This window comes from Bradyrhizobium diazoefficiens USDA 110 (assembly GCF_000011365.1).
Classification (GTDB): domain Bacteria; phylum Pseudomonadota; class Alphaproteobacteria; order Rhizobiales; family Xanthobacteraceae; genus Bradyrhizobium; species Bradyrhizobium diazoefficiens.
On record NC_004463.1, the window covers coordinates 7,132,552 to 7,158,929 of the forward strand.

Sequence of the window (26,378 nt, forward strand, 5' to 3'; positions counted from 1 at the left end):
CCGCCCCTCACACCCCGAGATACGCTTCCTTGACCGTGTCGCTCGCGAGCATCTCGGCCGAAGTGCCTGAGCTGCGGATCGTGCCGGCCTCGATCAGATAGGCACGGTCGACCACCCGGAGCACCTGCTGCACATTCTGCTCGACGATCAGCACCGTCAGCCCGCGGGCGCGGATTCGCTTCACCAGCTCGAACACCTGCTGCACCACGACCGGCGCAAGTCCTGCGGAGGGCTCGTCGAGCAGCAGAAGTTTTGGATTGGACATCAGCGCGCGCCCGATCGCGCACATCTGCTGCTCGCCGCCGGACATCGTGCCGGCCATCTGGTGGCGGCGCTCCTTCAGGCGCGGAAACAGGTCGAACACCACCTCCAACCGCTCGGCATAGTGGCCGCGCGCCTCCTTCATGAATGCGCCCATCTTCAGATTGTCGTCGACCGTGAGCTGCGGAAACAGCCGCCGGTTCTCCGGCACATGTGCGATCCCAAGGCTGACGATCTTGTGCGGCGGCGTCGCGACGACATCGACGCCTTCCATCCTGATCGAACCGCGCGAGGGACGGATCAGGCCGGAGATGACGCGCATCAGGGTGGTCTTGCCGGCGCCGTTCGGGCCGATGACGCCGACCGCCTCGCCGGCCCTCACGTCGAGATCGACGTCGAACAGCGCCTGGAACGTACCGTAGCCGGCGTTGACGGACCGCAGCTCCAGCATCGGCTAGCCTCCCGCGCGGCGGCGCGCTTCGGCAGCCGCGGCCTGCGTGGTCTCGGCATCGGTGCCGAGATAGACCTCGATGACCCGGGGATCGCCCGCGACCTGGCTCGGCAACCCTTCCGAGATCTTCTCGCCGTGATCGAGCACCATGACGCGATCGACCACCCGCATCAGCACGCCCATGATGTGCTCGACCCAGATGATGGTGATGCCGAGCTCGTCTCGGATGTTGCGCAGCATGTCGGCGGCCTGGTCCATCTCGGTCTCGTCGAGGCCGCCGAGGCTTTCGTCGGCGAGCAGCAGTTTTGGCGCGGTGGCGAGCGCTTTCGCCAGCTCGAGCTTCTTCAGCCCGGCAGCGCCGAGGCCGTCGACGCTGGCATGGCGGTCGGTCGGCAGGCCGACCATGGCCAGCGACCGCTCGGCCGCTTCCTCGGCCTTGATGCGGCTGTGGCGGCCCTGGCCGTAGAAGCCGGCGAGCGCGACGTTCTCGAAGATGGTCAGGCGGCGGAAGGGGCGCGGAATCTGGAAGGTACGGCCGATGCCGCGGTTGATGATCCGGTGCGGCGCGAGGCCCGCGATCTCGTGCCCGGCGAACAGGATCGACCCGGAGGTCGGCGCCAGCGTGCCGGAGAGCATGTTGAAGATCGTGCTCTTGCCCGAGCCGTTCGGGCCGATCAGGCCGAGGATCTCGCCCTGGTCGACCCGAAACGATACGTTGTTCACCGCGGTGAAGCCGCCAAACCGCTTCACCAGCCCGCTGACTTCCAACACCAAAGGTCTCCGTCTCTTCGCGTGTTGCGCTACTGGTTGCTGTAGGTGGTGCCCTTCGGCAGTGGCAGCACGGCCTCGCGCTGCGCCTGGCTCTTGGGCCACACCACATGGGACTTGTCCTCGAGATACTGGATCACGACGGGGAACGAGCGCTCGTTCTGCCCTGCCATCGGCGTGCCTTCGCCGTAGAACTTGACGCCGAAGCCGAGCATGGTGCCGCCCTCGGGAATGTCAGTGTCGAGCGCCGCCTTGCGCAGCGCGTCGGGATCGACCCCGCCGTATTTTTTGATCGCGCGCGGCAGCACATCGCTCATGAACACATAGGTATTGGACGCACCGATGCCGACATGGGCGGAGCGGATGGCGACGCCGGGCCTGATCTTGTCGAACTCCTCGCCGACCATCTTGATCACGGGGGGAAGCTTCGGATCCATGGTCTTCTGGTTGGCGAGCCAGATCGAGATCGGGTCGGTGTTGAAGATGTAGGTGGCATCCGCGCCCATGCCCTCCTTCAGCTTCTCATAGACGCCGTAGCCGGCGCCATGCCCCATCAGCGCGCCGAACTTCAGCCCCTGCTCGCGGGCCTGCCGCAGCAGCAGCGTGATGTCGGGGTTGTAGCCGGTGTGGAAGATCACGTCGGGCTTGGCGCGCTTCAGCTTGGTCACCAGCGCGGAGAGATCCGGCGCGGTCGCCGAATAACCTTCCTTCATCACGACGTTGAAGCCGGCCTTCTTGGCGCCCGCCTCGTTACCCCTGGAGACGTCGACGCCATAGGCGCCGTCCTCATGGATGATGGCGACGCGCAGATCCTTCGGCTCCTTGTCGAACTTCGCCTTGGCGTTCTGGGCGATGAAATCCATCGTCATCATGCCGAACTGATCGCCGCTCGCCTGCGGACGGAAGACGTATTTGTAGCCCTTCTCGTTGAACACGGCGGACGAGATGCAGGTCGTCATCCACATGAACTTCTTGAGCTGCTCGACACGGGCCGCGACCGGCACGCATTGTGCCGAGGAGAAGAAGCCGAGCACCATGTCCACCTTCTCCTGCTCGAGCAGGCGGACGGATTCGTTGATGGCGACGTCGGGCTTGCTCTGCGCATCGGCATAGACCGCCTCGATCTTGTAGCCCTCGACGCCGGTCCTGGCGAAATGGTCGAGGATGATTTTTGCGCCGACATAGTTGAGTTCGGACCCGCCGCCCGCGAGCGGGCCGGTCAGGTCGTACACCACGCCGATCTTGATCTTCTTCTCCTGGGCCTGGGCGGAGACCGCCAAGCCCGTCGCGGCAATCGCGACCAACAGCCCCCGTACCAAGCGGGCAGCCATGCGCAGGCGCATCTAAACCTCCCTGGACGATTGTGCATTGCATTCTTCTTGCTTTTGCTTTTTCGCCCATCACATGGGCTGCGCGCAGCGATGTCAAGCCTCGCGCGTCAGCGCGAGGCGAACTGCTGCGCGACGAAGGCCGTGACAAATCGCGGCATGGTAGGTGTGAGATCATCCATCCCGCGCACGAGATGAATGGCCGACAACTCAGGTTCGGTCTCGCGCGCGAGATTGGCTTCGATCCGGGCACGGATCGCCTCGCCCGGCATGTCCAGGTTGATTATCTGAATCATTGCAATCGCATGGCCACTGACGACGCAGTGCCAGTCGGTTTCCGCCGCGTAGTCGGCCGCGGTCAGGCCGGTCTCCTCGGCGAGCTCGCGGACGACGCTGCCGGGAATGTCGAGCACACCGTCCCTGACGTCGTCGAGATCGGGCGTGCCGGAGGGGAAATAGATGCGGCCGGCATTGGCGGTGTGCTGCGCCATTTCGCCCATCACGAAGGCGCCGTCGGAGGCGCGCAGCGCGCCCATGCCGAAACCGTTGAACACGGCAGTGTCAGGGAAGCCCCAGTCGCGCCAGGCGAGGAAGCTCGCGAAATCGGTCTCGAAATAGGTCGCGGCGAGATGGCCGTCCGTGAACACGGCATCGCGCCCGAGCAGGACGCGGCCGTTCCAGATTTTCGGCCGCTCGCGCTGCTTCTCGGCAAAGTGCGCCGCGATCTCGGCGCGCCGTTCCTCGGCGAACGGCCAGATGATTGGCCGCACGGCGAGATCAAGCGTCGTGACGCGATGAATGACCGGGGACGTCATGAAGCCTGGTTACCACGCCTTCGCGTCAGTTATTTGGCGCTCCCCGTGGTCTTCTTGGCCTGCTCGACATACCTGTTGGTAAAGGTCTTGCTGACGTCGATCTTGGCGTTGGCGACCTCGGGCGAGCCGACGCTGAACACGGCGAGCACGGCGTCCGCGCCCTTCGGGTCCATCTTGCCGGTCTCGGAGAACATCGGGATCGTGTTCTTCAGCGCGGCGAGATAGAGGTCCTTGTTCTTGCCGACGGTCTCTTCCGGCATCTTCGCCATGATCTCCTCAGGCGAGTGCGAGTGAATCCAGACCAGCGTGGCGAGGATCGCATTGGTGAGCGCCTGCGTCTCCTTCTCGTGGCCGTTGACCCAGGCCGCGGTCGAATACAGCGCGCCGCCCGGATATTCGCCGCCGAACGTCTCAAGCGTGTCCTTCTGGGTGCGGGTGTCGCTGAGAATGCGCAGATCCTTGTGGCTGCCCTGGAGCACCGTGACGGAGGGATCCAGCATCACGGCTGCGTCGATCTGCCCCTGCTCCATCGCGGCCACCGCGGTGGCACCGAGGCCGACGCCGATCACGGCGGTGCCGGCGGGATCGAGGCCATTCCTCTTGAGCATGTATTTGAGGAAGAAGTCGGTGGAGGATCCGGGGGCGCTGACGCCGACCTTCTTGCCGGCGAGATCCTTGATCGACTTGATTTCGTTCGTGTGCGCGGGCGAAACCACCAGCACGAGGCCGGGATAGCGGTCATAGACGACGAAGGCCTGGAGCTCCTGCTTCTTGGCCGCCAGGTTGACGCAATGGTCGAAATAGCCGGAGACCACGTCGGCGCTGCCGCCGAGCACGGCCTTGAGCGCATCCGAACCGCCCTTGAGGTCCACGAGTTCGACATTGAGGCCGGCCTTGTCGTATTCGCCGAGCTGCTTGGCCAGCACCGTGGGCAGATAGCACAGGCAGGAACCGCCGCCGACCGCGATGGTCACCTTGCTTTGCGCCGCGGCAAGACCGGTGGTGAGCGTCAGCGCAAGCAGCGCGCCGGCGAGCCTGGCAATCGTGTTCTTCATTGGTTTCCTCCGTTCGGCCGGCGGCACCATAGAGCAGCGGGACCGGCTTGAGAAGCACTGCCTAAGTGCGACTCGCCATCAGCCTTTGGGCGCAATAGCATGGCCAAACAAGAACAATTCCTGATGGGGAGAATCATCCATGAATCGCCTTGCCGCCGGACTGTCGATCGCCGCCGCCTTTGCCGCCGGATGCGGCGCAAACCAGTTGCTCCGGCCGGCGCTGGCCGCCGAGAACGTCACCGCACAGATCATCCACACCGGCGAGATGGAAGGCGACGCGCTCGGGCCCGCCAACAATGTCGGCTATCGCTCCAAGATGTTCGCAAGCGCCGACGGCGCCACCATCTCGATCCAGGTCGGCAATGTGCCCAAGCACCTGCATCCCAACACCAACGAAATCCAGTACATCCTGGACGGGACCGGGACGATCTGGCTCGGCGACAAGGAGGTCACGGTGAAGCCGGGCGACCTCATCATCATCCCCAAGGGCACGCCGCATGGCGGCACTAAGCCGATCAGCGGCCAGGTTAAGGCAATCGCGATCAAGACGCCGCCGCAGGCGCCCGACGATACCAAGCTGCTGGATTGAGCATTCGCGCTGCCGGGGCTCGCGCGACGCGCGGGCCCGTCCACTGAATGTCCCGGCTAGATCGGGCGCGCCTGCTTCCTGATCTCGTTCGCGATCGGCTTGAGCGTGTCCGTCGGAAGCTCGCCGACGAGCGTATAGCCCATGCCGCCGTCCGCCCAGGCGAAACCCGCGACATCACCGGTCGATTGCGGCAGCATCGGCGTATCCTGTCCACCGCGGCTCATCGGGCGCGTCAGCACGACAAGGCGATCGCCGCGATCGTCGTCGTACATGAACATCGCGGCCGGACCGTGCGAGGTCGCAACGAGACGACCTCCCATCAGCCGATAGCCGGACACGGAAAGATCCGGCACCTTGACCGGCTGCTTCAGCCGGTTGGAGACCCATTGCGTGAGCTCGGCACTGTCGGACGCACGTATCTCGACCGGCCGCACGCGGTCCGGTGCATAGACGCCGTAAGAGTAGGCCGCCTCCTGCGCCAATGCGGACAGTCCGTTCGAGCCATCCTGCAACAGGCTGCGCATGGTCCAGCCGCCGAGACCGCCGATGCTCAGGAGCAACAGCGCCGCGATTGCCCACCATGCGTGCAGAGGGCGCCGCTTCCGGCTCTCGATCATGTGCGACAGGTTCAACTCGGCCGGCAATGGTTCATCGGCGATTGACGCCAGCGCGCTGCGCAACTGCTCGCGCTGGGCGGCAAAGGCCGCGACGCGCCCGGCGACATCCGGGTGATCGTCCAGATAGGATGCGACCTCCGCACGACGCTCAGGCTCGAGCGCGTGGTCCACAAAGGCGTGGAGATCGTCTTCCGTGATCGGCCGTTGGCTCATTTCATGCTCCGCAATGCCACGACGTTCCCCGGTGCAACGCCGTCCATCTCCTGCAGCAGCCGCTCCCGCGCACGCGACAGGCGCGACATCACTGTCCCGACCGGGACGTTCAACACGTCCGCGGCGGCGGCGTAGGAAAGATCCTCGACTGCAACAAGCAACAACACAGCCCGCTGCTCCTGCGGCAGTCTCGCAAGCTTGTTCAGGACATCCTGATAGATCAGCCTGTGCTCCTGCGCTGCCGCACTGACAAGCTCGCGCTCGCCGGCATCGTCGATCGGCATATGCCTGCCCCGCGCTGTTGTCTGGCGAAATTGAGTGACCGCCAGATTGTGGAGGATCGTGAACAGCCAGGCGCGCACGCTGCCGTCGCGCCGCTGGTGCCAGCGGCCGACGGCCCGCTCCAGGCAATCCTGAACCAGATCGTCGGCGGCCGCGCGATCGCGTACGAGGGCGCGCGCATAGCGGCGGAGCGCGGGGATCAGCGGTTCGACCTGAACCAGCATATCCTTCATGGGGCGCTCCGCCTGCTCTCCATTGCCGCTCGGCCGGACGTCATTGCGCCTCGATCTGGACCGCCTCGCCGGGCATGGCCACGTCGCCGGACGCAATCACCAGATACCGTCTTGCAGCTGCCGCAGACTGATCGACAATCTGCCGGATCGGACCGGCCGCGTTGACGATAGCTGATCCGGCCGGATTGGTCATGAACGCCGCCAACGGCTGCAACGTACCACTTCCATCGCCATGCTCCGCCAGCGCCAGCACATATTTCTGCCTGGGCTCAAGTCCCGTCACCGAAGCCTGCAAGATCTGGATCAGGCCCTGATCGAACAGCGAGACGCTGGTCGGCGCCTTTCCGTCCTTCGAACCGTCCCTGGATGCAAGCGCGAGATGAGCGAACTGGCCGGCAACGCCGAGGGCCTGCAGGTTCTGGCGGTCATCAGGATTGGGAGCCGCACCTGGAACGTAGGCAATGGCCTGCGGCGCCTGGCCGATCGGGACATTCGCCACCACGCTGTTGGTTGCGGTGTCGATCGCCGCGAGCGCGTCGGCGTTCTCAAGCCCGACATAGATGCGCGTGCCGTCGCCGGACGGCCAGACGCCGTGCGGCAGATTGCCGACCGGGATCGTCGCGACTTGCGAGAAGTCGTCGGTGCGGAACACCTTCACCTGGTTCAGGCCACCGATGGTGACGTAGGCAAATGTTCCCCTGGCAGTGTGCGCGAAATTGACGTGGTTGGTGATCGGACCGGTATCGATCGTCCTGATCGGGTTGAACGGCGGCCTAGCGTTGAACACCTGAGTCCTGCCCGTATCCTTCAGCGTGAACCACACCTGGTTTCCATCCGGCGTCACCGCGATGTTCGGGCAGAACGGGCTTTCCTGCTTCACTTTGGCGATGATCTTGTGCTCGGCGACCGCGACGACGTCGGTCTCGGGATTGAAGGACGAGCAGATGTAGGCGTATTTGCCGTCCGGCGAAAACATCTGCATGCCCGGCCCGCTGGGGGTGGTGATGCGGCGTCTTTCCTCAAAGCTCTGCGGGTCGATCACGGAGATGTAGTTTTCGCCGCGAACGGTGACCCACACCTCCTTGCCGTCCGGCGTGAAGAAGGCCTCGTGCGGCGACCGCCCGATATAGGTCGTGTGCTTGACCGCATTGGTCGCGGTGTCGATGAAGGTGACCGAGTTTGAGCCGATCGACACCACGGCAAGCATCTTGTGATCGGGCGAAAAGCCCATGCCATGCACGAGAACCTGGCCCTTGTAGAGCGGGCTGAAATTGCCGGGCTGCGGGTCGCCGAGCCGGATCACCCCAAGCAGCTTGTTGTCGACCGGGTCGGTCACCGAGACCGTGTTCGAGAACTGCTCCGCGGCATAGACGCGGTCGTGATGGCTGATCGGAATATCGGGTGAGGACAGCGCGCCCGGCGCCTGCCCTGCCCATGCGGCTGAACCGGTTGCAAGCATGGTGGCCGCCAGGAAGATGCTCTTCCCGATGCTGCTTCTCGACGTCTTCATGTGGCGCTCCTACTTCTTCATTCCGGCGGACATGTCCATCTGCATGCCCGGGTGATGATGGACGCTTGCAACGGGGCCAGACGGCGGCTGGGTCGGGGCGGGCGTCGTATCGGTTGCCGGTTCGCCGATCGCGAGCTTCATGGCCGCGATCTCCTGCATCTGGTCGACGATGATTTCCTGGGCAATGCGCCGCAACTGCTCGTTCTTGCCGTAGCGCAATTCGATGACCGCCATGTCGATCGCACCCTGATGATGCGGATTCATCATCGCGACGAAGTCGCGATCGACGTCGCCCGTCGGCTTGGCAGCCATGTCGTTCATCATCTTGGCCATGGCGGATTCGTTTTCTTCCAGGAACGCACGCTCCTCCGCGCTCAGCGCAGCCGGCGGGTTGGCCGGATGGGCTTCATGCGCGAATACGAGCGGAGGAATTGCGAAGGCGACGAGAATGCGTGCGCCGATGAGTGCCATGCCAAGGCCGGGCCTTGGCCATCGGCATCTGCCTGCGAGCGCCGCAACGAGGCGATGAAACTGTGACCGGTGCATCCTGAACTCCCATGCAGGTGGTTGCATGGGGGTATGACGCGTGGGCGCGCGTTCTATTCCGGCCGGTCAATCACATAAATGTCAGCAGGACAACGCGGCGGCTAGCCACGTCCATCCAACGCTGTCGGCCGCCACACCAGCAAGCGCCGCTCCACCAGCGTGACCCCGAAGTCGATCAGGATGACGAAGGCCGACAGCACGAACATGCCGGCGAACACGCCGGCGACGTCGAACACGCCTTCGGCCTGCTGGATTAGATAGCCGAGGCCGGCCGCCGATCCCAAATACTCGCCGACGACGGCGCCGACCACGGCGAAGCCGACCGAGGTGTGCAGCGAGGAGAACATCCAGGACAGCGCCGACGGCCAATAGACGTGCTGCATCAGCTGCCGCTCGCTCATGCCGAGCATGCGGCCATTGTCGAGCACGGTGCGACTGACCTCCTTGACGCCCTGATAGACGTTGAAGAACACGATGAAGAACACCAGCGTCACGCCGAGCGCGACCTTGGACCAGATGCCGAGGCCGAGCCACAGCGCGAAGATCGGCGCCAGCACCACGCGCGGCAGGGCGTTGACCATTTTCACGTAAGGGTCGAACACCGCGGCGACCAGCGGCTGGCGCGCGAACCAGAAGCCGATCAGCACACCGCCGAGCGATCCGATCACGAAGGCAAGGATCGATTCCGCGAGCGTGATGCCGAGGTGCTTCCAGATCACGCCGGAGGCAAACCACTTCACGATCTGGCTGAACACGTCGAACGGGTTGGAGAAGAAGAACGGCGGCAGCACGATCTTGCCGAACACGGGGACGGTCGACAGCACCTGCCACAGCACAATGCAGACGACTGCGACCAGGACTTGCAGCGCAAGCAGCGTCGGGCGCGACATCAGACCGCCTCCGCCGCTTGGGTGGATTGCGCGTAGCCCTTCATCACCTCGTCCTTGAGCACGCTCCAGATCTCGCGGTGGAGCGCATGGAATTCCTTGTCCAGGCGCACCTCGAAGATGTCGCGCGGGCGCGGCAAGCCGACGCGCCAGTCGCCGATGATGCGCGAGGACGGCCCCGCCGACATGATCACGACGCGGTCGGCGAGCGCGATCGCCTCTTCGAGATCATGGGTCACGAACAGCACCGCCTTGCGGTCGGCGTTCCAGAGATCGAGCAGCAGATTGCCCATCACCTGGCGGGTCTGTGCATCGAGCGGCCCGAACGGCTCGTCCATCAGCAGGATCTTGGGATCGCGGATCAGAACCTGCGCCAGCGCCACGCGCTTGCGCTGGCCGCCCGAGAGCATGTGGGGATAGCGGCCCGCGAAGGCGCCGAGGCCCACGGACGTCAGCCATTTCTGCGCCCGCGGCAGCGCCTCGGCGCGCGGCGTGCCCTTGATCTCGAGCCCGATCGCGACGTTGTCGAGCGCGGTCTTCCAGGGGAACAGCGCATCGGCCTGGAACAGATAGCCGGCATCCCGGTTCAGCCCCGCGAGCGGCCGGTCGAAGATCTTGACGCTTCCGGCCGCCGGCTTCAGCAGCCCGGCCGCGACGTTGAGCAGCGTCGATTTCCCGCAGCCGGTCGGGCCGACGATGGCGACGAACTCGCCCTGCGCGACCGAAAGATGCGCCTTCTCCACCGCCGTATAGACCCGTCCGTCCCCCAGCCGGAACGCAACCTTGGCATCTTCCAGCGCCACCGCCGTAGGCGTTGTCATGTGTTCCCTCCGAATTTGGTCCGATGCCTTAACCGCTCGCGCGGCCAAGTTCAATCAATCCGCCAAGCGTGCTACGCATGGGCTTCGTCGCCTCCTTCACCCTCCCCTGGAGGGGGAGGGTAAGGAAGAGTGAGCCCCGTCCTGATGCCTTCCAAGCCCGCCATCAGCTATTCCCATGTCACCAAGAGCTTCGGCTCCCTCAAGGCCGTGGACAACGTGTCGCTGGACATCGCCGAGGGCGAGTTTGTGGCCATCGTCGGCGGCTCGGGCTCGGGCAAGACCACGCTGCTGCGGCTTGCCAACCGGCTGATCGAGGCGGATCTCGGCACCATCACGGTCGAGGCCGAGGACGTGCAAAACATCGATCCGGTCGCGCTGCGGCGCCGGATCGGCTACGTCTTCCAGAGCGGCGGGCTGTTCCCGCACTTGAGCGTCGCCGACAATATCGGGATCACGCCGAAACTGCTGGGCGCACCGGCAGCGGATATCGCAGCGCGGGTCGACGAATTGCTGGAGCTCGTGCAGCTCGACCGTGCCGCGCATCGTGACCGGCTGCCCGAGGCGCTCTCGGGCGGCCAGCGCCAGCGCGTCGGCGTGGCGCGGGCGCTCGCGGCAAAGCCCCGCATCGTGCTGATGGACGAGCCGTTCGGCGCGCTCGATCCCCTCACCCGCGACGCGCTCGGCGACGACTATCGCTCGCTGCATCGCAGGCTCGGCCTGACCACGGTCATGATCACGCATGACATGACTGAGGCGATCCTGCTCGCCGACCGCATCGCGGTGATGCGCGGCGGCAAGCTGCTCGCGCAGGGCACACCCGGGGAGCTCTCCACGAGCACCGACGCCTATGTGCTGGAGCTGCTGCGCACGCCGCGGCGCCAGGTCGAGCGGCTGAACGCGCTGCTGCCGCAGAGCGGTGCGGCATGAGCCTCTTCACCGATCCACGCTGGGGCGAGGCGCTGTCGCATCTGCCCGACTATCTCGGCAACCATGTGCGGGTGAGCCTGGCCGCGCTGGCGCTCGGCCTCGCCATCAGCCTGCCGCTGGCGATCCTGACACGCAACCGCCCGGCGCCGCGCGGCATCCTGCTCGCGCTCGCCAGCATCGTGCAGACCGTGCCGGGACTGGCGCTGCTCGCGCTGTTCTATCCGTTGTTGCTGGCGGCGGCGTCCCTGACGCTCGCCTGGTTCGGAATCTCCTTCTCGGCGTTCGGCTTCCTGCCGGCGATGCTGGCGCTGGCGCTGTATTCGATGCTGCCGGTGCTGCGCAACGGCATCACCGGGCTGAACGGCATCGACCCGGCGCTGATCGAAGCCGCTGAGGGCGTCGGCATGACCGCGCGGCAGTCGCTCGTCCTGGTCGAGCTGCCGCTGGCGCTGCCGGTGATGATGGCGGGCATCCGCACCGCCGCGGTCTGGGTGATCGGCACCGCGACGCTCTCGACCCCGATCGGGCAGACCAGCCTCGGCAACTACATCTTTGCCGGGCTCCAGACCCAGAACTGGGTATTCGTGCTGTTCGGCTGCCTTGCCTCCGCCCTGCTGGCGCTCGCCGTCGATCAGTTGCTCGGCCTGATCGAGAGCGGCCTGCGCCGCCGCAGCCGCCTGCGCACCGGGTTCGGCGCGGTCGGGATCGCGGCACTGGTCGCCGCAACGCTGGTGCCGACGATGGGCCGCTCGTCGCAGGGCTATGTCGTCGGGGCCAAGACGTTTGCCGAGCAATATGTGCTGTCCGCGTTGATGAGGGACCGCCTCCAGGCGGCGGGCCTGCCGGCCACCGCGCGGTCCGGCCTCGGCTCCAGCGTGATCTTCGGGGCGTTGAAGGCGGGCGACATCGACCTCTATGTCGATTATTCCGGCACGCTCTGGGCCAACCAGCTGCATCGCACCGACATCAAGCCGCGCGCCGAACTGCTCGCGGAGCTGAAGACAGCCCTCACGAAGGAGAACATCACCCTGCTCGGCGAGCTCGGCTTCGAGAATGCCTATGCGCTGGTGATCCCGAAAAAGCGCGCCGAGGCGCTTGGCATCCGCACCATCGCCGATCTCGCCGCGCACGCATCGGCGCTGTCGATTGCCGGCGACTACGAGTTCTTCTCGCGCCCCGAATGGGCGGCGCTGCAAAAGGCCTACGGCCTTCAATTCCGCGCCCAGCGCCAGATGCAGCCGGATTTCATGTATGCGGCGGTCGCCAGCGGCGAGGTCGACGTCATCGCCGGCTACACCAGCGACGGGCTGATCGCGAAATACGACCTCGTTGTGCTCGACGATCCCAGGCACGCGATCCCGCCCTACGATGCGATCCTGCTGCTCGCACCCAAGCGCGCCGGCAACGAGCGATTGCAGGCCGCGCTCAGACCGCTGCTCGGCAAGATCGACATCGCCACCATGCGCGAGGCCAATTTGCGCGCCAGCGGCAACGACGCGAATTCGTCGCCGGATGCGGTGGCGAAGTGGCTGTGGGGGAAGGTGGGCGGGTAGGCCTGCGCTATTTATTCGGTGTCGTCCTGGCGAAGGCCAGGACCCATTACCCCAAGGCTTGGTTATGTGGACGGTACTAGCAGCTCGTTCGATTTGATAGATCACGCGGTACGGGTCCTGGCCTTCGCCAGGACGACATTGGAGAGACATGGACGCTCCAAAAAACGCCCCCTCGCAAAACGCGTCAGAACGCTACAGCCCCCGGATCATCCCCGCATTGATCAGCAGCCGGTTGAGCCGCCGCGCCTCGGCGCCGTCCTTGCAGCCGTAGAAGATGCCCTTGCAGCGGAGCATGATGTCCTTTTGCACGGCGAAGGACGGGTCGAGCGGGATGCCGGCCGCTTCCTGGATCACCAGCGGCAGATAGGACCCGTCGATCGTGTCCATCACGGCTTCGCTCTTCACTGGCTCGAAATTGACGGCGTCGATCGCGTAGTAGGTCGCGTAGAGACGCGGATCGTAGGCGTCGAGCTTCTTGCCGATGGCGCCTTCGTCGAGCCCGGGCTCGAGGATGTTCGGCGCAAACTCGGGCTGATGATCGCCATAGCGCACGATCAGGAAGGGCTCGCCGGGAAACGTCTTCTTCAGCCCCGCGACGAAAGCCCTGTACTGCTCGGCGCTCATCGCCTGCCGGCGCAGATATTCGTCGATGGACGCCACATTGCCCGGCGCGCGCCAGTTCGGCAGCAAATCGGGACGGAAGCGCGTCTCCCAGGGGAAATGATTGGCGCCGAGATAGATGAAGGTGAACAGCGGCTTGTTCGGCGTCCGCTCACCCATCAACCGGAGCGCCTTGTCGTAGAAGAACGAGTCCGGTTCGACGTCCTTGGCGCCGAGGTCCTTGGAATCGAGGAAGCGTTCGACGCCGGTCGTCATCTGGAAGCTGCGTGCGCCCATGAAACCGCCATAGGCGGGATAGAGCGACAGGGTGTCGTAGCCGCAGCGGCGCAGCGCCAGCGGCAGGCCGCGCTCGACGCGGCCGGTTGCGATGCGCGTCACGAAATACGCGAAGCGGCCGAACGAGCGCGAGGAGAGGCCGGCGAGCACATTGTACTCGGTGAACCAGCTCGGCCCGCCATTGCTCTCGGCCAGAAACGTGCGCTGCTTGCCGTCCCATGACTTGAAGTGGCTGCCATAGCCCTGCGGCACCTTGATGCCCTGGGCGGCGCGGATGTCGAAGCTCGATTCATCATGGATCATGATGATGTTCGGCCGGCGGCCCGCAGGGTGGCAGGCGTCCACCAGCGGCATGTTGAGCCGCTCGTTGGTCGAGGCGGCCGATTCCATGAAGCCGTACTGCGCGAAGTCGGACACCGCGCTGACGCCGGAGCGGAAGAACTTCGAGAGATAGCCGTCGTCGTAATAGCCCCGCCAGGCCTCGTCCGGATGATAGAGCGAATAGCCGACCAGCGCGGCAAGACAGGCGAGCTTGCAGGCGAGCGCCGGCAGGCGGCGGATGCGGAACGGATCGAGCCACCACAGCGCATACATAAGCGGCAACGTGACGAGACCGGCCAGGATCACCGACCAGCGCAAATTCGGGAAGATCGTGAACAGGAACGCGACGGTGTCGCGGTCGATCATCATCAGGTCGATGAAGTTGACCGTCATCTGCACGACGTCGTGCTTGAGCCGCGACAGCAGCACCAGCACGACGACCAAGGTCAGCGACAGCGCGCCCGACAGCGCCGGCCGGCGCAGCAGCGTGATCCAGAAGAAATTGAGGATGCCCCAGGCGAGCGCGAAGGAGAGGCGCGAGCCGAAATCGGTCTCGGTCTCGTACATCAGCGCGAGCGCCGCCAGATGCGGCGCGGCGACCGCGAGCAGCCGCCAGATGCCGAGCGCGGCAACGCTCGCGAGCACGGCAGTCGTGGCAGAAGGACCTGGATTGGGCGCGGACGCCATCGACGACACGCAACAGCTGGTCCGGCACGATGATCCTAGCCGTCTGGCCGGCCCGAAGGCGACTAGGGCGTCCGGCGCAGCCGGAAGCCTGCACCGTGTCATAAAACTGTAACGGAACAGTCAAGGACAGGCAACGCGCGCCGCGATCCGACCTTCGCTTATTCCTGGCGGCGGGCGACGCTAGCGCCTGGCAATCCCGGCGATGAACAGGTCGATGACCCCTTCCGCCATCCGCTCGACCTCCCCCTCCTCCACGCCCCAGCGCGGAAAGTGGCCATCGAGATTCATCCGGGCAAAACCGTAGACCAGGGCGCGACCGGCGATCTGGATGCGCTTGAGGTCGGCCGACGGCAGCAGGCCCTGCTCCGCCGCCTCGGCCAGCATCTGCTCCGTCAGGGCGATTAGCTCGGCATTGTCGCGCGTCAGCTCCGCGGAGCTGCCATGGGCGAAATAGCGCCCCGTGGAGATGATCTCGAAATGTGCGGGATTGCGCATCGCCCAGCGCAGATAGGCAAGGCCGAAGGCGCGGAAGCGGCCGAGCGGATCGGCGGCCGGAGCCTCGCCCAGCGCCTTCTCGATCTCCGCACGAAAGCGCCGCTGCGCCTCCCCGGCCACCGCCGCCATCAGCGCGTCGCGGTTGGGGAAGTGCCGGAACGGCGCGCCCGGCGATACCGCGGCCCGGCGCGCGGCCTCGCGCACGGAGACCTCGGCGCCTTCGGCCGCCAGTTGCAGCGCAGCATCGATCAGCACGCGGCGAAGGTCGCCGTGGTGGTACGGCCGGGCCTGGGATGTTTGGCGGCGCGCGCGCGGCCTGGAGGTCTGACGGGCGGGCATCGGGCCTTCTAGCATCACCCGAACGTGAATGTAAGCAGCGATTACACCATTGACGGATATGCCGGCCATAAATGTAATCGATGATTACATAAGGGAGGAGACCATCATGTCACAACGTCAAAGCTGGCTCGAAGGCTGGAGGCTGCTGGCCGCCCTCACCCTCAGCCTGATCGTCCTCAGCCTGTGGATCGCCTCGATGCGGCAATTCGAGGTCGAGGGCGTGCGGATGGTGATCCGCTTCACCGCGCGCAGCTCGCTCATGCTGTTCTGTCTCGCCTTCGGCGCCGCGGCTCTCGCCCGGCTCTGGCCCAATGCCTGGACGCGCTGGCAGCGCCGCAACCGCCGCTATCTGGGCTTGAGCTTCGCCGCCTCCCACGCAATCCACGCGGTTGCGATCGTCGCGTTCGCCAACATGGATCCGGCCGGCTTTGCGGAGGCGACCTCGGCCGCCTCCTACATCTTCGGCGGCATCGGCTATGCCTTCATCATCGCGATGAGCGCGACCTCGTTCGACCGCACCGCCGCGCTGCTCGGGCCCCGCGCCTGGCGCGCGCTGCACCTCACAGGGGGCTATTACCTCTGGCTCCAGTTCATGGTGTCGTTCGGCAAGCGCGTGCCGGCGATGCCGCTCTATGCCGCCTTCCTCCTTCCGCTGCTCGCCGTGATGGCGCTGCGGCTGATCGCAATGGCCGCCCATCCGCGCGGACGGACCGTCGCGGCGCGCTGAAGCGGGGCGTCACCCCTGCGGCAACAGCCCAAGCTGCTTGGCGATGATCCGATCGAGCGTCCGTTTCGGCAGCACGGCCCCGATCAGATGCCGCATCGGGTTGGGCGTGATCTGGTAGCGCACCTTGGGGCTTGCCGCGGTCAGCGCCTCGAACACGATCTCGGCGATGCGCTCGGCGGGCAGGCCCTTCGCGCCGAGCGCCATCATGAACGCCATGACCTTGTTGAGCGCCGGCAGATAGGGCGAGTTCTGGTAGACGGAGAGATCGATCTCTTCAGCCTTGCTCCAGATCGGCGTCTTCACCGCGCCGGGGGCGACGATGATGACGTCGATGCCGAACAGCATCAGCTCGCGGCGCAGGCTTTCCGACAGTCCCTCGATCGCGTGCTTGGAGGTGCAGTAGGGCGCCGACAGCGGATTGCCGTTCTTGCCTGCGACCGAGCTGATCATCACGATCCGCCCCTTCGGCCCCTTCAGCGACGGGTCCGCGCCGAGCAGCGGCCCGAAAGCCTGCGTCGCGATCACAGGGCCGATGACGTTGATGTCCATCTGGCGGCGGAAATCATCGACCGACAATTCGAGCACGGGACCGGCCACCGCGACACCGGCATTGTTGACGAGGCCGGCCAGCGTCTCGCCGCCCAGCGCCTCGCGGACGTTTCGCGCAGCAGCGAGGACTGCCGCCTCGTCGGTGACGTCGAACAGGACCGGTGTGAAGTTGGCGCCGAACTCACCCGTGAGCCGGTCGGCGTCGGCCTGCTTGCGGACGCTGCCGAACACGCGATAGCCGCGCCCGACCATGAATTTCGCAATGGCCCAGCCGATGCCGGTGGACGCGCCGGTGACGACGACAGATCGCATGGTCATTCCCCAAAAGTTCCCGCGATCATGCAGGAGGAAGGCACCGGTGCGCAATGCCGCCCAGCTCTCAAGCAGGCGCGGCAGATGTCGGTTCTTAGGATGAAGCGGCGCGCGAACGTCGGGAAATGAGATTGTTTGCGCCTTGAAAAGGCGGATGAAGAGCCGAATCCTTGTCTCTGAAGGCGCCGAGCTTTTGGCGATCGCGAAATTCTGAAAAAATCTGAAAAACGGCGCGAGACCAGGAATGTGGTTTGGGTTCGCGTCCGCTAGTGGACAGGACCCTGGCCGGCCCGCTCGCGGAGCCGGTAGAATTGGAGCGCGGCCTTCGCAGTATTTGGCTTCAACCGGAGGAAGCTTGCAAAGCACTGCTCCAATCGTTCTTTCGCCTCGTGGGGTGAACCGGGCTGAAACGTCAAGATCGCCTTCGTCGTGTCCCAGGACAGACCGATCGCCTTCGCAAGAATGAGAATCTGCTCGGGCTCGGAGCGGACCAGCGCACGCTCGATCGCTCCGATCGGCAGATCGCTCATGAGCGACAGCGCGACGGCGGTCTTGTCGAAGCTCCGCTCGCCGATGAAGTCGAGCACGTGTGCCTCGTCGAGTTGCCCACCCGAATGTAGCGACCTCACCTCGGCCAACGCCCGGGCATGTTCGCTCGAGCCTGCCCGGGCCATCGTATGAAGCTCATCGGAGCTCTCCGCAATGGCACTCCGGATCAGCGCCGCCTGGCGCGGATCGGCCGCCTCCAGCTTGCGCCTCACCATCTCGGACGCATGGACGAACAATTTCAGCAAGCTCGCGCGCGGGATATCGGGGCGAGCCCAGATGCAGATGGCGAGCGCGCCATGGTACCGGGCCCGGCCGGTGAGCCGGGACATTCCCTGGACCGAGAACCTGGCCCCACCGTTACCGGCTGTCCGCACCGCGACGTCGCTGTTGCCGCGTTCGACCAGGACGTCGGTGACGGGTTCCGTCAACTGGCTGCGGCCGGCGATGGCCAGCAGGTGATCCTGGCTCTTGGTCCGCGCGTTCTCCGCCAACGTCACCTCGTCGAGCCGTGGTGAGTGCTCCAGCACCGGCGCGGCCACCTCGGGCGCATCGTCAAACGCCAGCAAGCGGATCGTCCGCAGTGGCGCGTCAGGCAATCTGGAAAGCCGGCTCCCGAAGGTCGCCCGGGCGGTGCATTCGATATTCTTGAGAAGCGTGCTCATCACCTCGTCGAACAGATCGATCTGCACGTCGCTGAACTTGCCCGAGCCCAACACGAAGAGATCGGCGACTTGACGCAGAAGCTCGGCGCGCTTCGACAGTTCCGGGCTCGCCAGCGCGATCTCGAGTTGATCGATCAGGCCGTTCGTCAAATTCATCTCTCGTGACCCTGGGGTTGAGTTGCCTGTGTTCCGACGGAGGTCATGAGATCACGCGACGTTTTGTGCCGGCAACGGCAAATCGAAACTGATTTCAGAGTTCGGCACGGGTCGCCCGAACAGGTATCCCTCGACGAAGTCCACGCCCGCTGCTTGAAGAGCCTCGAATTGCGCACGGGTCTCGACGCCCTTGGCGACCGTGGCGACACCGAGACCGCCCGCCAATGCGACCGCGGAGGCAATGACCGCGGCGCAATCCCTTCGCGTCGTGCAGTCCTTCACGATCGCGCGGTCGATCTTGAACTTGTCGAATGGGAAGCTCTGGAGGTAGCTCGCCGCGGAATAGCCTACACCGCAATTATCGAGGACGACGCCGACACCGAGGTTTTTCAGTTGCCGGACCGTCAGCAGGTGGGCCGCAAGATTCCCGTCCAGGAGCGCAGCGTCCGGTATTTCGAGTTCGAGCCGCTCGGGCGACAATCCCGACTCGACCAGCGCGCACAGGACGACGTCGAGCACGTTGCTCCTGTGGAACTGGGCGGCGCTCATGTTGACGGCGACCCTGACGTGCGCTGGCCAGGCAGCCGCGTCCAGGCAGGCCTGTCGCAATATCCATTCACCGAGCGGCACCATCAGTCCGGCCTGCTCGGCGACACCAAGGAACTGGAAAGGCGCCAGCACGCCCTTCGAAGGGTGATGCCAGCGCACGAAACATTCCAGGCCCGTCATCGCGCGCGTTCTGGCGTCGATCACCGGCAGGTAGTGCAGCTCGAACTCGTTGCGGGCCATCGCTTCCCGCAGTTCGCCTTCCATCGACTTCTGTGTGTCCGCAGCTTCCGTCATTTCGGGCTGGAAGATGCGGAAATCGTTTCGGCCCGCAGACTTCGTCGCGTAGAGCGCGACATCCGCCTTCTGCAGCAACGTCTCGGCGTCGGCGCCGTGCTCCGGCGCGAAGGCGATGCCGACGCTGGTGCCGACGCTGACGCGATGGCCGTCAAGATCGACGGGTTGCTCGATCAGGCCGATGATCCTCAGAGCGAGAGCAATCGCGCCCTCGCTCTGATTTTTTTCGTTCTCCTGGATGATCGCGAATTCGTCACCGCCGAGCCGCGCCAGCACATCGGTATCCCGCAACGACGAACTCAGCCGCCGCGCAACCTCGACCAGCAACTGGTCGCCCGCGGCGTGACCGAGCGTATCGTTGACGGCCTTGAACCTGTCGAGATCCAGCATCAGCACGCTGAACGTCGTGCCATGACGCTGCGACCGCTTTGCAGCATCGTCGAGCTTTTCGGAGAACACGGCGCGGTTCGCAAGACCCGTGAGCAGATCGTGCTGCGCCAGATAGGCGATACGCTTCTCGTTTCTCGCCCGATCGGTAATATCCTCGTGGGTCGTGAGCCAGCCGCCATCCTGCATCATGTGGCGGGCGATCGCGACCACCCTGCCGTCGGCAAGTTCCCGGATCTCGCTCAGCTGCTTCACGTTCTGGCTGAGATAGACGTCCGGCGCGACGTCGGCAAAATACGTCCCTTTTTCGCGCCGATATTCGAGAATCTGCGCCAGCGAAGTGCCTGGCCCGATCTGATCGCCGCTCAAATGGTAAATTTCGGCATAGCGCGCGTTCGAGACCACGATCCTCTGGTCCGCATCGAACATGCAGAGCCCCTGGGACAGGTTGTTGAGGGCAGCATCGAAGCGCATATTGATCGCCTCCAGCTCCGCTGCCTTCTGGGCCAGCATCTGCTCGCCGCGCTTCTGCTCGGTGACGTCTTCGTGCGTCGCAACCCAGCCGCCATCCGGCAGCGGCTTGCGCTGGATCAGGATCTGGCGGTGGTCTTTCAACGCGTAGTCCTGCTGTCGCTGGGTCGGCATGATCTGGACATGCTGGTCGACCGAAAGCGAGCTGGTTTCACCGCGATCCGCATAGTGCTGCAATATCCGCTGCAGCGGCGTGCCTGGCTGTACCAGTTCGTCCGGCAGATCGTACATCTGCTGGTAACGGCTGTTGGAGACGACCAGGTTCTTATCGGCGTCAAACAGGCACAGGCCCTGATTCATGTTGTTGATCGCGACATCGAACCGCGTGTTGATGAGCCTCAGCTCGGCGGCATTTTCGGCCAACAGGATCTCGTCTCGCCGTCTCTCGGTGATGTCCTGATGAGTCGCGACCCAGCCGCCATCGGCCATGGGCGTTCGCAGGATCGAGATGATCCGGCCATCGGCAAGCGTGAGGATCCGCGGCGCCCGGTGCTTTGCGCCCTCGAGGAATTCCTCCGCGTCCAGTTCGGCTCCCGTCGCCTTGTAGTGGCCGACGATGCTGCTGAGCGGCGTTCCAGGTTCGACCTGCGACTCCGTGAGATCATACATCTCGCGGTAACGGCTGTTGGCGACCAATAGCCTCTCGTCGGCGTCAAACATGCTGAGCCCATGCGGCATGTTGCTCAACGCAGCATCGAACCGGGCACTCGCAGCCGCAAGCGCATTCGTTTGCCGCCGCAGCAGGAACGTGCCGATCAGAATAATGGTGACGATCGCGGCAGCCAGCGGGCCGAAGGTGTAGAGATGCCGGTACAGCGGCTGCAACACGTAACTACGCGAGTAAGTCACCACCAGAACCAGCGGCAGGCCGGACACGGCCTTGTACCCTGCGATGCGCGTGACGCCGTCGACGGGGCTGGTGAGCTCGTATGAGCCCGACTCGGAGACCGGCAGATACTGGGTGAAGAGCGGGCCGCCCGCAACCGACATGCCCAAAACGTTGCTCTGTTCCGGAACGCGCGCCAGGATCCGCCCGACGCGATGGAGCAGGACGACCGAGCCGTCCTGCCCCAGATCTATCTTGCGGTAGATCTTGAGGAGAAAAGATTGATCGAGCGGTGCAGTGACGATGCCCGCAAAGCTCCCGTCCGGGTTGTTCAACCGGCGCGACGCCGCGCTGAACCACTTGTCGCCGCCGGCCGAACGATAGGGTGGCGCAACGAACAATCCGGTGCCGGCGCCATCGCGCTGCGCGATGAAGTGCGACATGTCGGAGATGTTGCTGCGCGGCGGCGCGTGCTCGTAGGAATGCGCAACGACCGCGCCGGACGCATCGGTCCAGCCGACCGCGACGAGAATCGACGAGCTCTTGACCAGTTGACGCAACGCGGCATTGGCCGCACCGGGATCGGCGTATATTCCGGACAAGGCGCCCTTGCGGATCGCCTGCGCCTCGAGCAGCACTCGATCGATGTCTTCGAACGTCACCGCGGCATGCTCGGCAAGAATGGCCGAGAGATTGAGCGCGTCGGTTTTCGCTGATGCGACCGCTTCTCGATAACGGATGCCCAGATCAACGAGAAACAGGGCGACGACAACGAGCGAAAACAGCAAGCCCAGGATCGTGACGGACGATCCCGGCGATCCGGCCAGCCTTCGCCAAGCGTTCAGCATTGTCCATCTGCAGTACGAGCAATGGCTCACCCTCGCTCGGCCGCGCTAAGATTTGGTTGATCTGCCTATCGCAATTCGATCCCGTAGTCGTACGGAAATCAGGTCAGCAACGGTGCCCTAATACTTGGGGAGCGCTGAAAAACATCCATGCTGCTGCAAAACCGAGGTCGGTTTCGGCCGGAGCTTCGCGCCGCGCGGGGGGAGCGGCGCGCACGATCAGCGAGATCACACCGGCGCGAGGCGGACACCACCTGGCCGCTTCAGACCGGGACTGCTCCATGCAGACCCCGGAAGCTGGTGAATATGGATCGAGTTCCGGGGGGCGCGACTTCGTCACGCCCCCGGAATGACGGTGCTTAGTTCTTGCTCTTGTCGACCAGCGCGCCCTTCTTGATCCAGGGCATCATGTCGCGGAGTTTCGCGCCGACTTCCTCGATCGGATGCGCGGCGAGCTTGGCGCGGGTCGCCTTGAACGAGGTCTGGTTGACCTTGTTCTCGAGCATCCAGTCGCGGGCGAACTTGCCGCCCTGGATGTCGGCGAGAACGCGCTTCATCTCGGCCTTGGTCTCGGCAGTGACGATGCGCGGACCCGTGACGTACTCGCCATACTCGGCGGTGTTGGAGATCGAGTAGTTCATGTTGGCGATGCCGCCTTCATAGATCAGGTCGACGATCAGCTTCACTTCGTGCAGGCACTCGAAATAGGCCATCTCCGGGGCGTAGCCGGCTTCGACCAGGGTCTCGTAGCCGCCCTTGATCAGCTCGACCAAGCCGCCGCAGAGCACGACCTGCTCGCCGAACAGGTCGGTCTCGCACTCTTCCTTGAAGGTGGTCTCGATGATGCCGGCGCGGCCACCGCCGACCGCAGAGGCGTAGGACAGGCCGAGGTCGTGGGCGTTGCCCGAGACATCCTTGGCGATCGCAATCAGGCAGGGCACGCCGCCGCCGCGCTGATACTCCGAGCGCACGGTGTGGCCGGGGCCCTTCGGCGCGATCATCAGCACGTCGAGGTCGGCGCGCGGGTCGAGCAGGTTGAAGTGGACGTTGAGGCCGTGGGCGAACACGAGGGCGGCGCCCTTCTTCATGTTGTCGTGCAGGTGCTCGCGATAGATATCGCCCTGGAGTTCGTCCGGGGTCAGCATCATGACGAGGTCGGCCCATTTGGCGGCTTCGGCGACATCCATCACCTTGAAGCCGGCAGCTTCCGCCTTCTTAACCGAGCTCGAGTCCTTGCGCAGCGCAATGGCGACTTCCTTGACGCCGGAATCCTTCAGGTTGAGCGCATGGGCGTGGCCCTGGCTGCCGTAGCCGACGATGGCGACCTTCTTGCCCTTGATCAGGTTCAGGTCGGCGTCGCGATCGTAATAAACACGCATAGGTCGTTTCCTCGTTCAGGGCCGAAATCGGCCGATGGTCAGTGTCCGAAGGGTGAAATTTGCGGATTTCGGGGGCTGTCTAGAGCATTTTCAGCCCTGAGGGAAACCCGTTTCTGCATGGAAATCCGCGACATCATGCATCCATGAAAACGGGGTAGAGGGAGGCCAACAGCAGGATCGCCATCAGGATATTGAAGGCGCGGACCAGCCGCTCGGAGGTCAGGATCGGCCGCAATGCAGTGCCGAACAGCGCCCAGACCACGGTCGAGACCGTGCCGACGAGCAGGCTGATCAGGGTCTGGATCACGATGTTGATGGGAAACCGGGCAATCGCCGCATAGGCGGTGATGGTGCCGATCACGATCACCCAGCCCTTGGCGTTGATCCATTGGAACATGGCCGCGCCCCAGAAGGTCATCGGGCCGCGGCCATCTTCCTCGCCCGGCTTGGTCGGGCCGGACATGGCGATCACGGCGGCAAGATAGATCAGGTAGACCGCCCCGGCATATTTCAGAATGGTCTGGAGGATCGGATAGGCCAGGAACACGGTGCCGAGCCCGACGCCGACGGTGGCGACCATGAAGGCAAAGCCGATGACGATGCCGACGATGTGCGGGATGGTGCGGCGGAAGCCATAGGTCAGGCCCGACGCCAGCAGCATGATGTTATTCGGCCCGGGGGTGAAGTACATCACCACCATGAAGGCGAGGAAGGCATAGAAGAGCGAGTAGGCCATGTTCACCTCACGCCGTCTTCGGCAGGATTTGCGGACGCCTCGCCAGCACCATCACGGCGATTCCGCCGATCACGGTCAGCATGCCGGCGAGGCGCAGCGGGCCGAACCGTTCGCCGAACACGATGCTGGAGGCGGCGGAGCCGACGAACGGCACCAGCAGCGCGAATGGCACCACCTGGGCCGCGGGATAGTCGCGCAAGAGGCGGCCCCACAGCCAATAGGCGATGCTGGTGGAAATGCCGCCGAGCATCAGCATGCAGAGCGCCGATGTCAGGGACATGTGCGTCAGCGACGTCCAGGTCGACGCCGGCCCGTTGGCGATCAGCGCTAGCACGAACAGCGGCACGGCCGAGGCGACGCACAGCCAGGCGAACAGATCGAACATCGGCACGCCGCGAGCGCCGCGCAGCAGCAGATTGCCGATGGCAAAGCTGATCGGCGAGATCATCAGCACCGCAAAGGCGGCAACGCTGAAATCGTAGCCGACGGTGCCGCAGATCATCAGCAGGCCCGCTGCGGCGATGACGATGCCGAGCGTCTGCACTTGTGTCGGCCGCTCGCCGAAGGCGATCGCGGCGAAGCCGATCGTGAACAGCGCCTGGCTCTGCACGACGACACTGGTCAGCCCGACCGGCACGCCATGGGCGATGCCATAGGCCTGGCTCAGGAACTGGCCGAGAAACAGCGTGAAGCTGATCGCGATCAGCAGCGACCATGCGACCTTCGGCTTGGGAATGAACAGGCACGGCACCGCAGCAATAATGAAGCGCATCGCCGTCATCAGTTCCGGCGAAAACTCGTCGAGCGCGATCCGGCTCGCCACGAAGGCAAGCCCCCAGATGATCGCCACCAGGAGGGCGATGAGGATGTCGGCCGGCTTCATTGTTGTTTCCGGTTCTGCCCTGTCGTGCAGCCCTGTTTCTTGTTCTGGTCTAGCCTTGCTCGCCGGCCTTTACGTGGAAGGATTGGGTTTCCGCAGCAGATAAGTGCCGTGCATCGGCGCGTGATAGTCGGCCGAGACCAGCGTGAAGCCGACATCGGACAGCATCCGCTCCATCACCCAGCCGAAGGTGGAATATTCGTCGCGCATATGCGTGACCACGCCCTCGCGCGAGAAATCGTGGTTCTTGATCTGGAATTCTGCCCACTGCTCGACGTCGCGCTCGACCGCGTCGGGCATCGAGGCATAGACGATGTCGCGCAGATAGAAGCTCGCCCCCGGCTTCAGCGCGCGGAAGATCCGCGACATCGCCACCACCTTCCAGAAATCCGGCAGATGATGCAGCGTGAACTCGCTGACGATCAGATCGTAGGATTCCGGCCGGTAGGCGAAGCTGAGCAGGCCGGCCGACTGCGTGCGCACGGGCGCCTTGCGGTCCCGGGCATAGATCTCGGCGAGCGCCAGCATCGCCGGCGAGATGTCGATGGCATCGACCTCGGCGCCCATCAGCGCAGCTTCGGTGGCGAGCACGCCGTTGCCGCAGCCGATGTCGGCGATGCGCCAGCCGCGCTGGACACCGAGCATTTTCAGGGCGGCGCGCGCCCGCAGATCGGCATCGTCGTGGCTGTCGTAGATCGACGCCACCGCGGGCTCGATGCCCATCCGGTTCCGCTCGTTGTAGTACCAGTCGCGCGCCAGCATGGTTCACATCCCTTCAGGCCCGCGGCCGATCGCGGCAACGCCCGTGCGCGACACCTCGACAAGGCCGAGCGGGCGCATCAGGTCGATATATTGATTGATCTTGTCCGTATTGCCTGTGATCTCGAACACAAAGCTCTCGGTGGTGGCGTCGATCACGCGGGCGCGGAACGCATCCGCCAAGCGCAGCGCCTCGACCCTGTGCTCGCCCTGCCCGCGCACCTTCACCATCGCCAGTTCGCGCTCGATCGAGCGCTTGGTCTGGGTCATGTCGACAACGCGGTAGACCGGGATCATGCGGTCGAGCTGGTGCTTGATCTGCTCGATCACCATCGGCGTGCCCGTGGTGACGATGGTGATGCGCGACAGATGCTTCTGCGCCTCGGTCTCCGAGACCGTGAGGCTCTCGATATTGTAGCCGCGCCCGGAGAACAGGCCGATGACGCGCGCGAGCACGCCGGGCTCGTTCTGCACGAGCACCGAAAGCGTATGCGTCTCGTTGGGATCGTGGCGATCCTCGATGAAATAGGCCGATGCGGGCTGGTTCATTGTCGTCCCCTCTATTCTTCCATGTCATGCCCCGCGAAGGCGGGGCATCCAGTAACCACCGGCGCCGAGATTCCCACGACGGCCGCGGCGTAC

The 26,378-nt window shown here is 64.7% G+C and carries 25 protein-coding genes; 4 read left to right on the forward strand and 21 right to left on the reverse strand.

Going from position 1 to position 26,378, the window contains the following annotated elements; genetic code table 11:
• Nucleotides 1-7: 7 nt before the first annotated feature.
• From BJA_RS32790 to BJA_RS32810, 5 genes are all read right to left on the reverse strand, one after another.
• Nucleotides 8-712: an ABC transporter ATP-binding protein gene (locus BJA_RS32790; RefSeq protein ID WP_011089217.1), complete on the reverse strand. Its 705-nt coding sequence runs from the start codon at nucleotides 710-712 to the stop codon at nucleotides 8-10.
• A 3-nt stretch (nucleotides 713-715) separates the two neighbouring features.
• A complete protein-coding gene (locus BJA_RS32795; protein WP_063921642.1) occupies nucleotides 716-1,483 on the reverse strand; it encodes an ABC transporter ATP-binding protein in 768 nt (255 codons plus the stop codon).
• A 29-nt stretch (nucleotides 1,484-1,512) separates the two neighbouring features.
• Nucleotides 1,513-2,823 (reverse strand): ABC transporter substrate-binding protein, encoded by a 1,311-nt coding sequence (locus BJA_RS32800; protein WP_011089219.1) that lies wholly within the window; start codon nucleotides 2,821-2,823, stop codon nucleotides 1,513-1,515.
• A gap of 95 nt (nucleotides 2,824-2,918) precedes the next feature.
• Entirely contained in the window at nucleotides 2,919-3,623 is a 705-nt protein-coding gene (locus tag BJA_RS32805; RefSeq protein ID WP_011089220.1) for a hypothetical protein, read from the reverse strand.
• Nucleotides 3,624-3,652: 29 nt separating this feature from the next.
• Nucleotides 3,653-4,678: an ABC transporter substrate-binding protein gene (locus BJA_RS32810; RefSeq protein WP_038966482.1), complete on the reverse strand. Its 1,026-nt coding sequence runs from the start codon at nucleotides 4,676-4,678 to the stop codon at nucleotides 3,653-3,655.
• A 139-nt stretch (nucleotides 4,679-4,817) separates the two neighbouring features.
• Between BJA_RS32810 and BJA_RS32815 the strand changes: the two genes are divergently transcribed.
• A complete protein-coding gene (locus tag BJA_RS32815; RefSeq protein WP_011089222.1) occupies nucleotides 4,818-5,267 on the forward strand; it encodes a cupin domain-containing protein in 450 nt (149 codons plus the stop codon).
• A gap of 56 nt (nucleotides 5,268-5,323) precedes the next feature.
• Here BJA_RS32815 and BJA_RS32820 read toward each other — a convergent pair whose 3' ends face one another.
• From BJA_RS32820 to BJA_RS32845, 6 genes are all read right to left on the reverse strand, one after another.
• Entirely contained in the window at nucleotides 5,324-6,097 is a 774-nt protein-coding gene (locus tag BJA_RS32820) for an anti-sigma factor family protein (protein WP_011089223.1), read from the reverse strand.
• Entirely contained in the window at nucleotides 6,094-6,612 is a 519-nt protein-coding gene (locus BJA_RS32825) for a sigma-70 family RNA polymerase sigma factor (protein WP_011089224.1), read from the reverse strand. Before BJA_RS32825 ends, BJA_RS32820 begins: the two co-directional genes overlap by 4 nt.
• A 40-nt stretch (nucleotides 6,613-6,652) precedes the next feature.
• Nucleotides 6,653-8,122, reverse strand: coding sequence for a YncE family protein (locus tag BJA_RS32830; RefSeq protein WP_011089225.1), 1,470 nt, complete (start codon nucleotides 8,120-8,122; stop codon nucleotides 6,653-6,655).
• A 9-nt stretch (nucleotides 8,123-8,131) separates the two neighbouring features.
• Entirely contained in the window at nucleotides 8,132-8,593 is a 462-nt protein-coding gene (locus BJA_RS32835) for a DUF305 domain-containing protein (protein WP_049832629.1), read from the reverse strand.
• Between the two features lie 176 nt (nucleotides 8,594-8,769).
• Complete coding sequence (locus tag BJA_RS32840; RefSeq protein WP_011089227.1) at nucleotides 8,770-9,558, reverse strand: ABC transporter permease; 789 nt, start codon at nucleotides 9,556-9,558, stop codon at nucleotides 8,770-8,772.
• Nucleotides 9,558-10,376: an ABC transporter ATP-binding protein gene (locus BJA_RS32845; RefSeq protein WP_011089228.1), complete on the reverse strand. Its 819-nt coding sequence runs from the start codon at nucleotides 10,374-10,376 to the stop codon at nucleotides 9,558-9,560. The genes BJA_RS32840 and BJA_RS32845 overlap by 1 nt, the downstream gene beginning before the upstream one ends.
• Nucleotides 10,377-10,520: 144 nt before the next feature.
• Between BJA_RS32845 and BJA_RS32850 the strand changes: the two genes are divergently transcribed.
• Together BJA_RS32850 and BJA_RS32855 are read left to right on the forward strand one after the other, a co-directional pair.
• Nucleotides 10,521-11,303, forward strand: a complete 783-nt coding sequence (locus tag BJA_RS32850; protein ID WP_038966485.1) for an ATP-binding cassette domain-containing protein — start codon at nucleotides 10,521-10,523, stop codon at nucleotides 11,301-11,303.
• On the forward strand, nucleotides 11,300-12,856 hold the full coding sequence (locus tag BJA_RS32855) for a glycine betaine ABC transporter substrate-binding protein (protein ID WP_011089230.1): 1,557 nt from the start codon (nucleotides 11,300-11,302) through the stop codon (nucleotides 12,854-12,856). The genes BJA_RS32850 and BJA_RS32855 overlap by 4 nt, the downstream gene beginning before the upstream one ends.
• A gap of 192 nt (nucleotides 12,857-13,048) precedes the next feature.
• On the opposite strand, the gene BJA_RS32860 is transcribed toward BJA_RS32855, so the two are convergent.
• On the reverse strand, nucleotides 13,049-14,761 hold the full coding sequence (locus tag BJA_RS32860) for a sulfatase-like hydrolase/transferase (RefSeq protein WP_038966480.1): 1,713 nt from the start codon (nucleotides 14,759-14,761) through the stop codon (nucleotides 13,049-13,051).
• Nucleotides 14,762-14,941: 180 nt separating this feature from the next.
• On the reverse strand, nucleotides 14,942-15,595 hold the full coding sequence (locus tag BJA_RS32865; protein WP_038966479.1) for a TetR/AcrR family transcriptional regulator: 654 nt from the start codon (nucleotides 15,593-15,595) through the stop codon (nucleotides 14,942-14,944).
• Between the two features lie 106 nt (nucleotides 15,596-15,701).
• On the opposite strand from BJA_RS32865, the gene BJA_RS32870 reads away from it, so the two are divergent.
• Nucleotides 15,702-16,322, forward strand: a complete 621-nt coding sequence (locus tag BJA_RS32870) for a hypothetical protein (RefSeq protein WP_038966478.1) — start codon at nucleotides 15,702-15,704, stop codon at nucleotides 16,320-16,322.
• A 9-nt stretch (nucleotides 16,323-16,331) separates the two neighbouring features.
• Here BJA_RS32870 and BJA_RS32875 read toward each other — a convergent pair whose 3' ends face one another.
• From BJA_RS32875 to ilvN, 8 genes are all read right to left on the reverse strand, one after another.
• Complete coding sequence (locus tag BJA_RS32875) at nucleotides 16,332-17,183, reverse strand: SDR family oxidoreductase (RefSeq protein WP_038966484.1); 852 nt, start codon at nucleotides 17,181-17,183, stop codon at nucleotides 16,332-16,334.
• A gap of 266 nt (nucleotides 17,184-17,449) precedes the next feature.
• Nucleotides 17,450-18,550, reverse strand: a complete 1,101-nt coding sequence (locus BJA_RS32880; protein ID WP_011089235.1) for a DUF2336 domain-containing protein — start codon at nucleotides 18,548-18,550, stop codon at nucleotides 17,450-17,452.
• 51 nt (nucleotides 18,551-18,601) lie between these two features.
• Nucleotides 18,602-21,985 (reverse strand): bifunctional diguanylate cyclase/phosphodiesterase, encoded by a 3,384-nt coding sequence (locus tag BJA_RS32885; RefSeq protein ID WP_162494144.1) that lies wholly within the window; start codon nucleotides 21,983-21,985, stop codon nucleotides 18,602-18,604.
• A gap of 356 nt (nucleotides 21,986-22,341) precedes the next feature.
• Nucleotides 22,342-23,361 (reverse strand): ketol-acid reductoisomerase, encoded by a 1,020-nt coding sequence (gene ilvC / locus BJA_RS32890; RefSeq protein ID WP_011089237.1) that lies wholly within the window; start codon nucleotides 23,359-23,361, stop codon nucleotides 22,342-22,344.
• A 133-nt stretch (nucleotides 23,362-23,494) separates the two neighbouring features.
• Complete coding sequence (locus BJA_RS32895; RefSeq protein ID WP_028176170.1) at nucleotides 23,495-24,097, reverse strand: LysE family translocator; 603 nt, start codon at nucleotides 24,095-24,097, stop codon at nucleotides 23,495-23,497.
• 7 nt (nucleotides 24,098-24,104) lie between these two features.
• Nucleotides 24,105-24,980 (reverse strand): EamA family transporter, encoded by an 876-nt coding sequence (locus BJA_RS32900; protein WP_011089239.1) that lies wholly within the window; start codon nucleotides 24,978-24,980, stop codon nucleotides 24,105-24,107.
• Between the two features lie 69 nt (nucleotides 24,981-25,049).
• Nucleotides 25,050-25,739, reverse strand: coding sequence for a class I SAM-dependent methyltransferase (locus tag BJA_RS32905; protein ID WP_011089240.1), 690 nt, complete (start codon nucleotides 25,737-25,739; stop codon nucleotides 25,050-25,052).
• Nucleotides 25,740-25,742: 3 nt separating this feature from the next.
• Nucleotides 25,743-26,285 carry an acetolactate synthase small subunit gene (ilvN, locus tag BJA_RS32910; RefSeq protein WP_011089241.1) on the reverse strand — a complete coding sequence of 181 codons (543 nt, stop codon included), beginning with the start codon at nucleotides 26,283-26,285 and terminating at the stop codon, nucleotides 25,743-25,745.
• Nucleotides 26,286-26,378: the final 93 nt, after the last annotated feature.

Excerpts from the sequence above, each read along its gene's own strand:
- BJA_RS32810 (WP_038966482.1), bottom strand. The coding sequence starts at position 4,678 with ATGAAGAACACGATTGCCAGGCTCGCCGGCGCGCTGCTTGCGCTGACG.
- BJA_RS32790 (WP_011089217.1), bottom strand. The coding sequence starts at position 712 with ATGCTGGAGCTGCGGTCCGTCAACGCCGGCTACGGTACGTTCCAGGCG.
- BJA_RS32855 (WP_011089230.1), top strand. The coding sequence starts at position 11,300 with ATGAGCCTCTTCACCGATCCACGCTGGGGCGAGGCGCTGTCGCATCTG.
- BJA_RS32840 (WP_011089227.1), bottom strand. The coding sequence starts at position 9,558 with ATGTCGCGCCCGACGCTGCTTGCGCTGCAAGTCCTGGTCGCAGTCGTC.
- BJA_RS32895 (WP_028176170.1), bottom strand. The coding sequence starts at position 24,097 with ATGGCCTACTCGCTCTTCTATGCCTTCCTCGCCTTCATGGTGGTGATG.
- BJA_RS32885 (WP_162494144.1), bottom strand. The coding sequence starts at position 21,985 with ATGCTGAACGCTTGGCGAAGGCTGGCCGGATCGCCGGGATCGTCCGTC.
- BJA_RS32905 (WP_011089240.1), bottom strand. The coding sequence starts at position 25,739 with ATGCTGGCGCGCGACTGGTACTACAACGAGCGGAACCGGATGGGCATC.
- BJA_RS32820 (WP_011089223.1), bottom strand. The coding sequence starts at position 6,097 with ATGAGCCAACGGCCGATCACGGAAGACGATCTCCACGCCTTTGTGGAC.
- BJA_RS32815 (WP_011089222.1), top strand. The coding sequence starts at position 4,818 with ATGAATCGCCTTGCCGCCGGACTGTCGATCGCCGCCGCCTTTGCCGCC.
- BJA_RS32835 (WP_049832629.1), bottom strand. The coding sequence starts at position 8,593 with ATGGCACTCATCGGCGCACGCATTCTCGTCGCCTTCGCAATTCCTCCG.
- BJA_RS32845 (WP_011089228.1), bottom strand. The coding sequence starts at position 10,376 with ATGACAACGCCTACGGCGGTGGCGCTGGAAGATGCCAAGGTTGCGTTC.
- ilvC (WP_011089237.1), bottom strand. The coding sequence starts at position 23,361 with ATGCGTGTTTATTACGATCGCGACGCCGACCTGAACCTGATCAAGGGC.
- BJA_RS32865 (WP_038966479.1), bottom strand. The coding sequence starts at position 15,595 with ATGCCCGCCCGTCAGACCTCCAGGCCGCGCGCGCGCCGCCAAACATCC.
- ilvN (WP_011089241.1), bottom strand. The coding sequence starts at position 26,285 with ATGAACCAGCCCGCATCGGCCTATTTCATCGAGGATCGCCACGATCCC.
- BJA_RS32850 (WP_038966485.1), top strand. The coding sequence starts at position 10,521 with ATGCCTTCCAAGCCCGCCATCAGCTATTCCCATGTCACCAAGAGCTTC.
- BJA_RS32825 (WP_011089224.1), bottom strand. The coding sequence starts at position 6,612 with ATGAAGGATATGCTGGTTCAGGTCGAACCGCTGATCCCCGCGCTCCGC.
- BJA_RS32830 (WP_011089225.1), bottom strand. The coding sequence starts at position 8,122 with ATGAAGACGTCGAGAAGCAGCATCGGGAAGAGCATCTTCCTGGCGGCC.
- BJA_RS32900 (WP_011089239.1), bottom strand. The coding sequence starts at position 24,980 with ATGAAGCCGGCCGACATCCTCATCGCCCTCCTGGTGGCGATCATCTGG.
- BJA_RS32805 (WP_011089220.1), bottom strand. The coding sequence starts at position 3,623 with ATGACGTCCCCGGTCATTCATCGCGTCACGACGCTTGATCTCGCCGTG.
- BJA_RS32860 (WP_038966480.1), bottom strand. The coding sequence starts at position 14,761 with ATGGCGTCCGCGCCCAATCCAGGTCCTTCTGCCACGACTGCCGTGCTC.
- BJA_RS32870 (WP_038966478.1), top strand. The coding sequence starts at position 15,702 with ATGTCACAACGTCAAAGCTGGCTCGAAGGCTGGAGGCTGCTGGCCGCC.
- BJA_RS32880 (WP_011089235.1), bottom strand. The coding sequence starts at position 18,550 with ATGAATTTGACGAACGGCCTGATCGATCAACTCGAGATCGCGCTGGCG.
- BJA_RS32875 (WP_038966484.1), bottom strand. The coding sequence starts at position 17,183 with ATGCGATCTGTCGTCGTCACCGGCGCGTCCACCGGCATCGGCTGGGCC.
- BJA_RS32800 (WP_011089219.1), bottom strand. The coding sequence starts at position 2,823 with ATGCGCCTGCGCATGGCTGCCCGCTTGGTACGGGGGCTGTTGGTCGCG.